General features: G+C 74.9%; 10 protein-coding genes and 1 riboswitch. Of the genes, 4 read left to right on the forward strand and 6 right to left on the reverse strand.

Annotation, left to right across the window (positions count from 1 at the left end):
• Positions 1 to 6: 6 nt before the first annotated feature.
• Positions 7 to 717, reverse strand: a complete 711-nt coding sequence (locus tag E8D37_RS17430) for a helical backbone metal receptor (RefSeq protein ID WP_136571097.1) — start codon at positions 715 to 717, stop codon at positions 7 to 9.
• A gap of 148 nt (positions 718 to 865) precedes the next feature.
• Between E8D37_RS17430 and E8D37_RS17435 the strand changes: the two genes are divergently transcribed.
• Positions 866 to 2,074 (forward strand): acyltransferase, encoded by a 1,209-nt coding sequence (locus tag E8D37_RS17435; protein ID WP_136571098.1) that lies wholly within the window; start codon positions 866 to 868, stop codon positions 2,072 to 2,074.
• Here the strand turns inward: E8D37_RS17435 and icmF are convergent.
• From icmF to E8D37_RS17460, 5 genes are all read right to left on the reverse strand, one after another.
• Positions 2,020 to 5,346: a fused isobutyryl-CoA mutase/GTPase IcmF gene (gene icmF / locus E8D37_RS17440; protein WP_136571099.1), complete on the reverse strand. Its 3,327-nt coding sequence runs from the start codon at positions 5,344 to 5,346 to the stop codon at positions 2,020 to 2,022. The genes E8D37_RS17435 and icmF overlap by 55 nt on opposite strands.
• Positions 5,347 to 5,440: 94 nt before the next feature.
• On the reverse strand, positions 5,441 to 6,007 hold the full coding sequence (locus E8D37_RS17445) for a MarR family transcriptional regulator (protein WP_240770525.1): 567 nt from the start codon (positions 6,005 to 6,007) through the stop codon (positions 5,441 to 5,443).
• Positions 6,008 to 6,229: 222 nt separating this feature from the next.
• The gene (locus tag E8D37_RS17450) at positions 6,230 to 7,129 is read right to left on the reverse strand and encodes a putative protein N(5)-glutamine methyltransferase (RefSeq protein WP_136571100.1); all 900 of its coding nucleotides are present in this window, start codon (positions 7,127 to 7,129) and stop codon (positions 6,230 to 6,232) included.
• A 731-nt stretch (positions 7,130 to 7,860) separates the two neighbouring features.
• Entirely contained in the window at positions 7,861 to 8,994 is a 1,134-nt protein-coding gene (locus E8D37_RS17455) for an MBL fold metallo-hydrolase (protein ID WP_136571101.1), read from the reverse strand.
• Between the two features lie 54 nt (positions 8,995 to 9,048).
• Positions 9,049 to 9,546, reverse strand: a complete 498-nt coding sequence (locus E8D37_RS17460) for a GNAT family N-acetyltransferase (protein ID WP_240770526.1) — start codon at positions 9,544 to 9,546, stop codon at positions 9,049 to 9,051.
• A gap of 57 nt (positions 9,547 to 9,603) precedes the next feature.
• Positions 9,604 to 9,726, forward strand: a riboswitch (TPP riboswitch).
• Here E8D37_RS17460 and E8D37_RS17465 point away from each other — a divergent pair.
• The 3 genes from E8D37_RS17465 to E8D37_RS17475 all read left to right on the forward strand — a co-directional run bounded on the left by E8D37_RS17465 (position 9,715) and on the right by E8D37_RS17475 (position 13,581).
• Complete coding sequence (locus E8D37_RS17465) at positions 9,715 to 10,869, forward strand: thiamine ABC transporter substrate-binding protein (RefSeq protein WP_136571102.1); 1,155 nt, start codon at positions 9,715 to 9,717, stop codon at positions 10,867 to 10,869. It overlaps the preceding riboswitch by 12 nt.
• Positions 10,866 to 12,518: an iron ABC transporter permease gene (locus E8D37_RS17470; RefSeq protein WP_136571103.1), complete on the forward strand. Its 1,653-nt coding sequence runs from the start codon at positions 10,866 to 10,868 to the stop codon at positions 12,516 to 12,518. Before E8D37_RS17465 ends, E8D37_RS17470 begins: the two co-directional genes overlap by 4 nt.
• A 52-nt stretch (positions 12,519 to 12,570) precedes the next feature.
• Positions 12,571 to 13,581 carry an ABC transporter ATP-binding protein gene (locus E8D37_RS17475; RefSeq protein WP_136571104.1) on the forward strand — a complete coding sequence of 337 codons (1,011 nt, stop codon included), beginning with the start codon at positions 12,571 to 12,573 and terminating at the stop codon, positions 13,579 to 13,581.
• Positions 13,582 to 13,615: the final 34 nt, after the last annotated feature.

Below are 13,615 nucleotides of genomic sequence, written 5' to 3' on the forward strand. Positions count from 1 at the left end.
GCGGGCTCAGAACCGTTCCCGGGTCTCCAGCAGGGACGGCCCGTACCAGGTCAGGAGCCTGCCGGGCACGAGCTCGACCGGCGTCCGGGAGAAGGCCTCGGGCCCGTCGTCGGGGGTGAAGAGGTAGGGCTCGTCCGGCAGGACGGCGACGTCGGCACCGGACTGGTCCATCCACGAACTCTCGACACGGGGGTAGCGCGCCGGGTCCTGCGGTGCGACGACCTCCCACCCCAGCCGGCGGCACAGGTCGGCGGTGAAGGTGCGCGGGCCGACGACCATCCACGGGTCCCGCCAGATCGGCACCACGACCCGCCTGGTGACGGACGGGAGGGCGGTCGGCCAGGCGTCCGCCACCTCGCGGAGCCACCGGGGCTCGCCCCAGCCGAGCTCGTCGACCAGGAGCCGGCGCAGCTCGGAGACGGCCTGCGGGACGCTCTCGATGTCGGTGACGACGACCCGCACCCCGGCCTCGCGCAGGCGGCGGACGTCGAGCTCGCGGTTCTCCTCGCGGTTGGCGACGACGACGTCCGGGTCCAGCGCCTGCACCGCCGCCAGGTCGGGGTTCTTCGTGCCGCGCACGCGGGTCACGTCGAGCGCCGCCGGGTGGGTGCACCAGTCGGTCGCGCCCACGAGCGCCTCCGGACGGGTGGCGGCCAGGGACTCGGTGAGGGAGGGCACGAGGCTGACGACGCGCCGGGCCGCGGGCGGGGTGCTCACCGGGCCACCGTAGGCGCAGCGTCCGAGGGCCTTTCGTCACCCGTGCGTGCTGATCCCGTGAAGCCGGCCGCGTCGGGCTCGATGCGGCGTCCCAGCGGCCGATCAGGCACCCTGGCCGCGCCGCCCCCGCCCTCGGAGACCGCACACGATGACCACCCGCACGAGCCGGTCCACGAGCCCGTCCACGACCCCGTTCACGACCCCGCTGTCTGCCGTGACCGGCCGCCTCGACTGGGTCGACGTCGCGAAGGGCGCCTGCATCCTCCTCGTGGTGCTCCACCACGCCTCCACGAAGAACCTGCTCGTCCAGCTCCCGGCCGACCTGGCCTGGGTGGCCGACGGCTGGTTCGAGCTGTCGACGGCGCTCAAGCCGATCCGGATGCCGCTGTTCTTCGTGCTCAGCGGGCTGGTCGCCGCGCCCGCCGTGCACCGGCCCTGGCGCGTCGCGCGGCGCCGCGTCCTGGGCCCCGCGTGGCTGCACCTGGTGTGGCTGCCGGTCCTGGTGCTCGTCCTCGCCGTGGAGCCGACGCTCCCGGCCAACCGCCTCACCGGGCCCGGAGCGGTGGCGCTCGACCTGCTCTGGGCCTCGACCAGCCTCTGGTTCCTCTACGCCCTGGCCGCCTACTTCGTGCTGGTCAAGCTGGTCGCCGGGCTCCCGCGGGTGCCGGTGCTGCTGGTCCTGACCGCGGTCGCGGCCACCGCGTCCTACGTGCCCACCGAGCACTGGAACCGCTTCTCGGTGGTCTTCCACGTCGTCTTCTTCGCCGTCGGCGCCCTCGCGCCGGACCTCGTCCACGCCCTCGTCCGGTGGGTGTCGCGCGTGCCGCTGCCGGTGGCGGTCGGTGCCTACGTCCTCACCTGGTGGGCGCTGGACGCCGTCCTCCCGGCCGAGCCGGTGAGCGTGCTGCTCCTGCTGGCCGCCGTGGTCGGGGTCCCGATGGGCCTGCGGGCGGCGCTGGCCGTCCGCGGCCGGCCGGCGCGGGGGCTGGCCTGGCTGGGCCGACGCACCCTGCCCGTCTACGTCCTGCACCTCCCGCTGCTCGCGGTGGCGGTGCACCTGCCGCTGGCCGCGGCCCTGGCCGCCGTGGCCGACGCGCCCGACCTCGGCGGGCCGCTGGTCGCCGCCGTGGCCGCCTGGCTGGCCCCCGTCGTCCTCGCGGCGGCGGTGGTGCCGCTGACGCTGCTCGCGCACCGGGCGCTGCTCCGCGCCGGGGCGACCTGGCTGTTCGCCGCCCCGGCGTGGCTGGAGCCGGCCCTGGACCGGCTCGCGGGCCTGGTCACGGGCCTGCCGGCGTCCCTCGCTCAGACCGAGCGCCGGTACGCGCCCCCGACCTCGAAGAACGCGTCCGTCACCTGACCCAGGCTGCACACCTGGACCGCGTCCATGAGGGCGGCGAAGACGTTGCCGTCGCCGGCCGCGACCTCCTTGAGGCGGGCGAGCGCGGCCGGGGCCTCCTCGGCGTGCCGGGCGTGGAAGGCGCGGAGGCCGTCGAGCTGTCCCCGCTTCTCGGCCTCGGTGGCCCGGGCGAGCTCGACCGTCTGCGGCGTCCCGCCCCCGTCGTCGGCGCGCCGGAACGTGTTGACCCCGACGATCGGCAGCGAGCCGTCGTGCTTGCGCTGCTCGTAGAGCATCGACTCGTCCTGGATGCGGCCGCGCTGGTAGCCGGTCTCCATCGCGCCGAGCACGCCGCCGCGCTCGGTGAGCCGCTCGAACTCCGCGAGCACGGCCTCCTCCACGAGGTCGGTGAGCTCGTCCACCACGAAGGCGCCCTGGAGCGGGTTCTCCGTCATCGCCGGGCCCCACTCGCGGTTGATGATGAGCTGGATCGCCAGGGCGCGGCGCACCGACTCCTCGCTCGGGGTCGTGACGGCCTCGTCGTAGGCGTTGGTGTGCAGGCTGCTGGCGTTGTCGTAGATGGCGGCCAGCGCCTGGAGCGTGGTGCGGATGTCGTTGAAGTCCATCTCCTGCGCGTGCAGGGAGCGGCCCGAGGTCTGCACGTGGTACTTCAGCTTCTGGCTGCGCTCGTTCGCGCCGTAGCGGTCCCGCATCGCCACGGCCCAGATCCGCCGGGCCACCCGGCCGAGCACCGTGTACTCCGGGTCCATCCCGTGGGAGAAGAAGAAGGACAGGTTCGGGGCGAAGTCGTCGATCGCCATCCCGCGCGCGAGGTAGGCCTCCACGTAGGTGAACCCGTTGGCGAGCGTGAACGCGAGCTGGCTCAGGGGGTTCGCCCCGGCCTCCGCGATGTGGTAGCCGGAGATGCTGACCGAGTAGAAGTTGCGCACCCCCTTCTCGATGAACCACTCCTGCACGTCCGCCATGCAGCGCAGGCTGAACTCGGTGGAGAACAGACAGGTGTTCTGCCCCTGGTCCTCCTTGAGGATGTCGGCCTGGACCGTGCCGCGGACCGTCGCCAGCGCCGTGGCCTCGTCGATCCCGCGGTCGCGGGCCTGCTCCAGCACGGTGGAGAGGAAGAGGGCGAGGACGGTCGGGGCCGGGCCGTTGATCGTCATCGACACGCTCGTGGTGGGGCTGAGCAGGTCGAAGCCGTCGTAGAGCCGGCGCATGTCCTCCAGCGTCGCCACGCTCACGCCGGACGTCCCGACCTTGCCGTACACGTCGGGGCGCTCGTCGGGGTCGCGGCCGTAGAGGGTCACCGAGTCGAAGGCCGTCGAGAGCCGCGTGGCCGGCTGGCCCTGCGAGAGCACCTTGAAGCGGCGGTTGGTGCGGGCGGGGTCGCCCTCGCCGGCGAACATGCGGGCCGGGTCCTCGTTGTCGCGCTTGAAGGGGAAGACCCCGGCGGTGAAGGGGAAGGAGCCCGGGAGGTTCTCCCGCCGCCAGAACGAGACGAGGTCCCCGGCGTCGGTGGTGCGCGGCAGCGCCACTCTCGGCACGCGGGTGCCCGAGAGCGACTCGCGGCTCAGCCGGGTGACGATCTCGCGTCCGCGCACCGTCACGACCTGCTCGTCGCCGGCGTAGGAGGCGACCACGTCGTCCCAGCCCTCGAGGGCGGCGAGGACGTCGCCGGGCAGCGCGGCCCGGGTCTCCTCGACGAGCGCGGGGACCCCGCCGGGCTCCGCGCCCGAGGCGGCGAGCGCGGCGGCGACCTCGGTGGCCGACTGCCACCGGCGGGCGGCGGCGGCGAGGCGGCGGGTCTCGGCGTGGTAGTCGCGGACGACGGTCGCGATGTCGGCCAGGTAGCGGCCCCGCTCGGGCGGGACGATCGCCCCGAACCGGGTGGAGTGGCGGACGCCGACCGGGGCCAGCGAGCCCTCCCCGACGGCCAGCCCGTGCTCGGCCAGCAGCCCGCGCAGGTGCTGGTAGAGGGCGGTGACGCCGTCGTCCCCGAACGTGGCGGCCGAGGTGCCGAAGACCGGCATGTCCTCGGGTCGGGCGCCGAACGCCTCCCGGTTGCGGACGAGCTGGCGGGCCACGTCGCGCAGCGCGTCCGCGGCGCCCCGACGCTCGAACTTGTTGATCGCGACGACGTCGGCGAAGTCGAGCATGTCGATCTTCTCCAGCTGGCTGGCCGCGCCGAACTCGGGCGTCATGACGTAGAGCGAGACGTCGACGAACGGCACGATCGCGGCGTCCCCCTGCCCGATGCCCGGCGTCTCGACGACCACGAGGTCGAAGCCGCCGGCCCGCAGGACGGTGAGGACGTCGTCCAGGTGCTCGGGGACCTCGCGGGCGCCGCGGGTGGCGAGGCTGCGGAAGTAGACGCGGTCGCGGTCCATCCCGGCGAGGTCGAGGCTGTTCATGCGGATGCGGTCGCCCAGCAGCGCGCCGCCGCCGCGCCGGCGCGTGGGGTCGACGGCCAGGACGGCCACGCGCAGCTTGTCCTCCTGGTCGACGCGCAGGCGGCGCAGCAGCTCGTCGGTGAGGGAGGACTTGCCGGAGCCGCCGGTGCCGGTGAGGCCCAGCACGGGGACGGCGCGGGCGGCCGCGGCCTGACGCAGCCGCGCGAGCGTCGACCCGTCCAGGCGTCCCGTCTCCGCGCCGGTGACCGCCCGGGCGACCGCGGCGCGCTCCCCGCTGAGCACGGCGTCGACGTCGAGGGCGGCCTGCTGGGTGGGCTGGTCGGCCGGCTGGTCGGTGGCGTCGGCGGCGTCGGCGCGGCGGGTCCACGGGTCGACGTCGCACGCGCGGACGACCTGGTTGACCATGCCCGCCAGGCCCAGCCGCTGGCCGTCCTCGGGGGAGAAGATGACGACGCCGCTGCGACGCAGCCGCTCGATCTCGTCCGCGACGATGACGCCGCCCCCGCCGCCCACGACCTTGACGTGCCCCGCGCCCCGCTCGGCGAGGAGCTGCACGAGGTACTCGAAGTACTCCACGTGGCCGCCCTGGTAGCTGGAGACGGCGACGCCCTGGACGTCCTCCTCGATCGCGGCCTCGACGATCTCCGCGACCGAGCGGTTGTGCCCGAGGTGGATGACCTCGCAGCCCTGAGACTGGAAGATCCGCCGCATGATGTTGATCGAGGCGTCGTGACCGTCGAAGAGGCTCGACGCCGTCACCAGCCGGACCGGGTGCTGCGGCCGGTGCAGCGTCGGGGGCTGGGTCGGCTGGGCGGGCTGGGCGGGCTGGGCGGTCGGCTGGACGGTGGGCTGGGCGGGCGCGCTCATGGTGCTGTCTCCCTCACGCAGGACCCCGCGGTGGCGGGGCGGAACGTAGATACTTGGACGTCCAAGTAATGCGAGGGTACGGCCTCGGGACGCGTCAGTCCACGGCGTCCCCGGAGCCCCGGCGCAGCCGGGTGAGCAGGGTGGTGAGGTCGGCGACGTCCTCGGGGGCGACGCCGGGGGAGCGGAAGACCTCGTTCAGGTCGGCGGTGGCCGCGGAGGCGGCCGCCCGGCCGGCGTCCCGCAGGACGGCGAGCACCACGCGGCGGTCCTCGGCCCCGCGCTCGCGCTCGACGAGTCCCTGGCGCTCGAGCCGGTCGACGGCGTTGGTGACCGACGCGGGGTGCACCTGGAGCAGGGAGCCGAGCCGGGTCATCGGCATGCGCCCGGCGCTGGAGAACGAGAGCACCTGGAGCACCTCGTAGCGGGCGAAGGTGAGGTCGTGCGGGCGCAGCGCCGCGTCGATCCGCTCCATCAGCAGCTGCTGGGCGCGGACCAGGCTCGTGACCATAGCCATGCCGTCCGCGGCGTCCGCCCAGCCGTGCGCCACCCACTGGCGGCGGGCCTCGGCGATCGGGTCGCCCTCCGACGCGGCGACCGGGACGCCCGCCGGGGCGTGGGTGTCACCGGTGTCGTCGGTGTCGGACGGGGTGTCGGGAGCCACCTGCTCATCCTGTCCCACCGGGCGGGGCGAGTGTGGCCGGCGGCCCCGTCGCGGACGCGGCCATCCCCCACGGATGCCCCGTCCACCCCCCTTCGTGCTCGGGGCCGCCGACCGGAGGGAACTCTGCCCCACCCGGAATGGGTGAAACCGGCGAACGGTGAATAGTTGACTTGTGCACGGGTGTGTTCTGGACCGCTCTTGACGTGAACGGGCGCGTGGTGTCTACCCGCCGGCTCCCGCGGGTCGGGTGCCGAGGACGGCGCAGCCGCCCGGCCCGGCGTCCTCGTCCTCCCAGGCTGCCTCGCCCTGCTGCCTCTTCTCCGACACGACGCGTGCCTGGAGGCCCGCCGCGCGCAGGAGCGCCGCCGAGACGGGGGCCTGCTCCACGCTGGCCTCGAGGAGGACGAGTCCGCCGGGGCGGAGCCAGTCCGCGGCCTCGGCGGCGACCCTTCGGTGCAGGTCGAGGCCGTCGGGGCCGCCGTCGAGCGCGAACAGCGGCTCGTGGTCGCGCGCCTCCGGGGGCATCGAGGCGACGGCGTCGGAGGGGACGTAGGGGGCGTTCACGAGCAGCACGTCCACCCTGCCCCGCAGGGTCGGCGGCAGGGGCTCGAACAGGTCGCCGGTGTGCACCGAGGCGTCGGGGAGGTTCTGCGCGGCGCAGGCGGTGGCGGCGGGGTCGAGGTCGGCGGCGTGCACCTCCACCCGCGCCGCACCTCCCTGGGCGGCGAGCAGTGAGAGCGTCACCAGTCCCAGCGCGCCCGTGCCGCAGCAGAGGTCGATGAGCACCGGGTGGGCTGCGTCAGCGGGCTGGGTGTCGCGGGGGAGCGGAGTCGACAGCCCGGCCAGGTGCTCGGCGGCGAGACGGGCGAGGAGCATCGAGCGCTGACGCGGCACGAACACCCCGGCCGCCGTCCTGACCCGGACCCCGCCCAGCTCCGCGTGCCCCAGGACGACCTCCAGCGGCTCGCCGCGCTCCCGGCGGACCACCAGCCGCTCCAGCTGTTCGGCGTCCAGCCCCACCTCGGCCGCCTCGCCGAGGAGTGCCGCGGCCTCCTGCTCGGCGAACACGCAGCCGGCCGCCCGCAGCCGTGCCACCAAGCGGTCGGCCCCCTCCTGCTCCACCCGGTCATTCTGCGCCGCGCTCTGCCGCGTCCCTCTGCGCCCCGCTGCTCACCCCCGGGCCTGCTGCGACCGTTCGGTCCTCGTGGCCACGAGGACCGAACGGCCGCAGAGTCGCCGCCCCTCGCGTGTTGCTGCAGGTCAGCGTGGTGTGCCGCGGCCGGCCGATGCGTTGGGTCCTCGTGGCCACGAGGACCCAACTGCTCAGCCGCCCCGCAGCCGGCGGCTGGTGGCCGGGGAGCAGTTGTCGACGGGGCGAATGTCCGCGAATCGTCCGCCAGGAGGACCGAACGGCGCCCGCGTCCGGCTGGCTCCAACAATTCCGCAGGTCAGGGCGATGTACGGCGCGCGGTCGGTGCGTTCGGTCCTCGTGGCTACGAGGACCGAACGCCTCACGGCTGCCCGGTGCCGCCACCGCCCCCGGGGCAGCACCAGCCGGCCGCAGCCGAGCTGTTCAGGGCGCACTCCGCCGCGGGGCGTTCGCCAGCAGGACCGAACCGCCCCGGCGTCCGACTGTCGCCAGCATCTCCGCAGGTCAGAGCGGTGTGGGGCTGGCTGCTGCCGGGTTCGGTCCTCGTGTGCACGAGGACCGAACGCCCACAGCCGCCCGGCAGCAGCAGCCGGAGACACATCAGCCCCAGACGCATCAGCCGCAGCAGCAGCCGGAGACACATCAGCCCCAGACGCATCAGCCGGAGCAGCGACAGCAGCCGCAGCCGCAGCAAGCCCGCGACTCAGGCCAGCGTGAACCGCACGGAGTCGGAGGAGCCAGAGCTGGTGCGCACGGCGTCCCCACGAGCGACGAGCAGCTCGAGGTGCGCCTTGGTCTCCATGGCGGCCAGGCCGGCGGAGAACGGGTCGAGGTCGGAGTAGGCGGTCTCGCGGCGGGTCCAGCCGAGGGTGCCGGCGACGTCGTGGCCGGTGAGTCCCGCGGAGCCGGCCGGGCCCAGCGCGGCGAGGCAGCGGGCGAGGCGGTCCTCGTGGTGGGCGAGGAGCTCGGCGCAGCGGGCGTGGCTCGACATGCCGACGGGTCCGTGCGCGGGGAGCACGGCCAGGTCCGGCAGCGCCCGCACCCGCGTCAGCGAGGCCATGAAGTGGCCCAGCGGCTGGTCGTCGGGGGGCACGGTGAACCCGATGGACGGGGTGATGGTCGGCAGCACGTGGTCGCCGGCGAGCAGCAGCCCGGCGGCCTCGTCGGCGAAGACGTAGTGCCCGGGCGTGTGGCCGGGGGTGTGGACGGCGTCGAGCCTCCGGCCCCCGACGCTCAGCGACACGTCGCCCTCGAGCCACGTGTCGGGCATCGCCCAGAAGTGCTCCTCGCCGGGCTTCTCGTCCCGCTCGATCATCGCCCAGAGGTCGGCGAGGTCGTGTGCCCCGGCGCTGCGGAGCAGCGCCGCCAGCACCGGCTCGGCCCCCTCGAGGCGGTCCGCCGGCGGCTCGTCGCCGTGCAGCGCGGCCAGGTAGTCGAGCGCGGGCCGCTCGCCGCTGCCCAGCGTCACGTCGACCCCGAGCTCCGTCCCCAGCACCCGCGCCAGCGTGTAGTGGTCGCGGTGCACGTGCGTCACGAGGAACCGCCGCACGTCCCCGAACCCCGACCCGATCGAGCGCAGCGCCGAGTCGAGCAGGTCGCGCGCCTCGGGGATCGCCCACCCGCCGTCCACCAGCGTCAGCCCGTCGTCGGACTCGAGGGCGTACACGTTGACCGCCTTGAGCCCGTCCTCCGGCAGCGGCAGGGGGATGCGGTGGACGCCGGGGGCGGCCGGCCAGGCGCCGGGGTCGGCCCAGTGCCGGCCGGAGTCGGGGCTCACCGCGTGGGCGGTGTCGGTGGGGACGGTCGGGGGAGCCGAGGCGGGGGTGTCCTGCGTCACGCAGGCGAGGCTACTGCGCCGGCTACCGATCGGTAACCCGTGATCGGGCGCGGGTCAGCGGCGCAGGCGCATCGGCAGGTGGGGGATGTGGCCGTCCAGGAACTCCTCGCCCTCGACCACTAACCCGAACCCGCCGTAGAACCCCGCGAGCGGCGACTGCGCCGCCAGCACCACGTCCAGCGCCGTGCCCGCCTCCGCGTCCAGCTCCGCGCACGCCCGCAGCGCGCCCTCCATCAGCGGCGCGGACAGCCCGCGCCCGCGCGCCTCCCGCGCCAGGACGACCCGGCCGATGCGCCGCACGTCCCCGTCGTCGAGCACCCGGGCCACGCCGAGCACCCGGCCGCCGTCACCCTCCGGTCCGGAGCCGGCGCCCAGCAGCACCACGTGCCGCGTCCCCGGCTCGGCGTCCCGCCCGTCGAGGTCGTCGTAGGGGTCGCCCTGCTCGACGACGAAGACGTCCTGACGCAGCCGCCACATCTCGTAGGACGTGCGGACGTCGAGGTCGTCGAAGGCCAGGACGCGGGTCTCGAAGGTGGGGGACGTGTCGCTCACCGTCCCATTGTCACGTGCTGGGTCGGGGGGTGGGCGGCGGCCGGGCTAGAGTCGCGCTCGTCCAGACAGGGGAGCACCCGGGCGGCCACGGCCGGGGGGTGCTGAGAGTGCGGTGCGGCCGCAGACCCTACGAACCTGATCCGGTTAGCACCGGCGAAGGGAGTGCTGATGAGCTCACGCGCGCATCGCCCCACCACGTCCATCCCCTCGACGACCAGCCCGTCGAAGGCCCGCCCCTCGACGCCCCGCACCCTGCGCGGCCTCGCCCTCGCCTCCACGCTGGCGCTGCTCGCCTCGGGCTGCTCGCTGCTCGGCTCGAGCGACGACTCGGAGTCCGACTCCGCCTCGGCCGACCCCGGAGCCGGCTCCGGGGGCACCGTCACCCTCGTCACCCACGACAGCTTCTACCTGCCCAAGAAGCTCATCAAGCAGTTCGAGACCGAGACCGGCTACACGCTCAAGGTCCGCTCGGTCGGCGACGGCGGCACCCTGACCAGCCAGCTCGTGCTGAGCCAGGACGACCCGATCGGCGACGTCGCGTTCGGCGTCGACAACACCTTCGGCTCCCGCGCGCTCGACGCCGACGTCTTCGCGCCGAACGACCTCGACCTCCCGGACGGCGTGGCCGACCACGCCCTGGACGGCGACGACGACGCGACGATGGACGCGGTCGACACCGCCAGCGTCTGCGTCAACGTCGACGACGACTGGTTCGCCCAGCACGACATCGACCCGCCGACGTCCCTCGACGACCTCACCGACCCGACGTACAAGAACCTGTTCGTCACCTCCGGTGCCACGACGTCCTCGCCCGGCTTCGCCTTCCTGCTCACGACCATCGCGGCGTACGGGGACGACTGGAAGTCCTACTGGCAGGACCTGCTCGACAACGGCATGAAGGTCGACCGGGGCTGGGAGGACGCCTACGAGGTCGACTTCACCGCGGGCGGCGGCAACGGCAGCCGGCCGATCGTGCTGAGCTACGACTCCTCGCCGGCCTTCACCACGGACGGCAACGGCGGCACGACGACCTCGGCGCTGCTCGACACCTGCTTCCAGCAGACCGAGTACGCCGGCGTCCTCACGAACGCGGACAACCCCGAGGGCGGCACGGCCGTGGTGCAGTGGCTGCTGAGCGACGAGGTCCAGGCCGCGCTGCCGGAGTCGATGTACGTCTTCCCGACGGTCGACGGCACCGCGCTGCCCAAGGCCTGGGCGAAGTTCGCCGTCCAGCCCACCGACCCGTGGACGGTCTCCCCGGCCGAGATCGCGAAGAACCGCAACACCTGGCTGACCGACTGGCAGGACCTGGTCAGCGGATGACCCCGCTCCGGCGGGTGGCGGCGCTGGTCGTCCTCGCGGCCCTGCCGACCGCCGTCCTGGTGGTCTTCTTCGTCGTGCCCGTGGCCGGGATGCTCGGCCGCGGTCTCGTCGTCGACGGCCACCTGGACGTCGGCGGGGTCCTCGAGGTGCTGGCCCGCGACCGCACCCGCCGGGTGCTGTGGTTCACCGTCTGGTCCTCGACCGTCGGCACCGCCCTCTCCGTCCTGCTCGGCCTGCCCGCCGCGTACACGCTGCACCGCCTGCGCGTGCCCGGCGTGCGGGTGGTGCGGGCGGCGGTGATGGTGCCGTTCGTGCTGCCCACGGTGGTGGTGGGCGTGGCCTTCCTGGAGCTGCTGGGGGAGTCCGGGCCGGTGGTCCGCTGGACGGGCCTGGAGCTGGAGGGGACGTCGGTGGCGATCCTCCTCGGCATGGTCTTCTTCAACGTCGCGGTGGTCGTCCGCGTCGTCGGCGCCGCGTGGGAGTCGCTGGACCCGCGCCCGGCGGAGGCCGCGGCCACCCTGGGCGCCTCGCCTGCCCGCGTGCTGCTCACCGTGACGTGGCCGCAGCTGCGCCCGGCGGTCGTCTCGGCCGCCTCCGTCGTCTTCCTCTTCTGCGCGACGGCCTTCGGCGTCGTCCTCACCCTCGGCGGGCTGCGCTACTCCTCGGTGGAGACCGAGATCTACCTGCTCACCACCGACCTGCTCGACCTCCAGGGCGCCGCCGCGCTCTCGATCGTCCAGCTCCTGGCCGTGGCCGCGCTCATGGTGCTGGCCGGCCGCCTGCGCCCCCGCGAGGACGTGCGGGTCGCGCGCGTCCGGGCCCGCCCGCGGCGTCCTCGCCGGGGCGACCTCCCGGCCCTGGCCGCCACCACCCTCGTCCTCCTCTTCCTCGCCGCGCCCATGGCCGCGCTGGTGCTCGGCTCGCTGCGGGTCGACGGCGGCTGGTCGCTGGCGCACTACCGGGCGGTGGCCTCGGCGCACGAGGACACCTACACGGGCAGCTCGGCCGGCCAGGCGCTGCTGGTCTCCCTGCGCACGAGCGTGGACGCCACCTGGATGTCCCTGCTGCTCGGCGGGCTCGTGGCGATCGTCGGCTCGCGCCGCTCCCGCAGCCGGGCCGAGCGGCGCGTGCGGCGGGTGCTGGACGGCTTCTTCATGCTGCCCCTCGGCGTCTCGGCCGTCACCCTCGGCTTCGGGATGCTCCTCACCCTCGACTCCGACTTCCTCGACCTGCGCGACTCGCCCCTGCTCGTCCCGCTCGCCCAGGCGCTCGTGGCGCTGCCGCTGGTGGTGCGGACGCTGCTGCCGGTGCTCGGCGGCATCGACGACCGCCAGCGCCAGGCCGCGGCCTCGTTGGGCGCGGGCCCGTGGCGCACGTTCCTCACCGTGGACGTCCCGGTCGCCTGGCGGCCGCTGCTGGCCTGCGCCGGGTTCGCGTTCGCGGTCTCCCTCGGCGAGTTCGGCGCGACGTCCTTCCTGGCCCGCCCGGACGACCCGACGCTCCCCGTCGTCATCTACCGGCTGCTCTCCCGCCCGGGCACGGCCACCTACGGCACCGCCCTGGCGGCCTCGGTCGTGCTGGCCGCGGTGACCGCCGCCGTCATGCTGGCGGTGGAGCGCCTCCGGGTGCGGACGTGGGGTGCCTGGTGAGCAGCCGTCCGACCCGACCCCGCGACCGACGCCGAGACCCCCAGGAGCAGCCGTGCTGAGCATCGAGGGCGTGAGCGTGGCCTACGACGGCCACGACGTGGTCTCCGGGGTGGACCTCCGGGTCGAGGACGGCGAGGTGCTCGCCGTCCTCGGACCCTCGGGCTGCGGCAAGTCGACGCTGCTGCGTGCGGTGGCGGGGCTGGAGCCGTGCCGCGGTCGCCTCGGCTGGGACGGCCGCGACCTGGCCCGCGTCCCCACCCACCGGCGCGGGTTCGCGCTGATGTTCCAGGACGGGCAGCTGTTCGACCACCTCACCGTCGCCCGCAACGTGGCCTACGGGCTGCGGGTCCAGCGGGTCCGCGGCCGCGAGGCGGCCGCCCGGACCGAGGAGCTGCTCGAGCTCGTCGGCCTGGCCGGGTACGGCGACCGGATGCCCGCCACCCTCTCCGGCGGCGAGCGCCAGCGCGTGGCCCTGGCCCGCTCGCTCGCCCCCCGCCCGCGGCTGCTCCTGCTCGACGAGCCGCTCTCGGCGCTCGACGCCGGGCTGCGCGAGCGGCTGGCCGGCGACCTCCGCGACATCCTGCGCGGCGCCGGCACGACCGCCCTCCTCGTCACCCACGACCACGAGGAGGCCTTCACGGTGGCCGACCGGATGGCGGTCATGCGCGAGGGCCGGGTGGTCCAGGCGGGGGCGCTCTCGGACGTGTGGCGGGAGCCGGCGGACGCCTGGACGGCGCTCTTCCTCGGCTACGCCCGGGTCCTCGAGGGCCCGGCCGCGGCCGCGCTGGCTGCGGCGGGCGGGCTGGCGGACCCGGGCGGTCGCGCGGTCGCCGTCCGGCGTTCGGCGCTCGTGGTGGACGAGGCCGGGCGGCTGTCCGGGCGGGTGCGCTCCGTGCGCGCGACGCCGGTGCAGACGCGCCTGGTGGTGGACGCCTCGACCGGCCACGACGGGCTCCCCGGCGTGGGCGAGGTGGACGCCGTGGCGCCGCTGGAGGCCCGCGTGCGGCCCGGTGACGAGGTCCGCCTGCGCGTCGAGCCGGGCCGCGTCGCGGTGCTCGGCTGAGACGCCGTCGGCGGCTCCCCCGAGCGGGGGAGGA

The sequence above is a fragment of the Nocardioides sp. GY 10127 genome (assembly GCF_004919085.1).
GTDB lineage: Bacteria > Actinomycetota > Actinomycetes > Propionibacteriales > Nocardioidaceae > Nocardioides.

What these genes read in the sequence shown, in the direction of transcription:
- E8D37_RS17435 (WP_136571098.1), top strand. Translation starts at nt 866, where the DNA reads ATGACCACCCGCACGAGCCGGTCCACGAGCCCGTCCACGACCCCGTTC.
- icmF (WP_136571099.1), bottom strand. Translation starts at nt 5,346, where the DNA reads ATGAGCGCGCCCGCCCAGCCCACCGTCCAGCCGACCGCCCAGCCCGCC.
- E8D37_RS17470 (WP_136571103.1), top strand. Translation starts at nt 10,866, where the DNA reads ATGACCCCGCTCCGGCGGGTGGCGGCGCTGGTCGTCCTCGCGGCCCTG.
- E8D37_RS17465 (WP_136571102.1), top strand. Translation starts at nt 9,715, where the DNA reads ATGAGCTCACGCGCGCATCGCCCCACCACGTCCATCCCCTCGACGACC.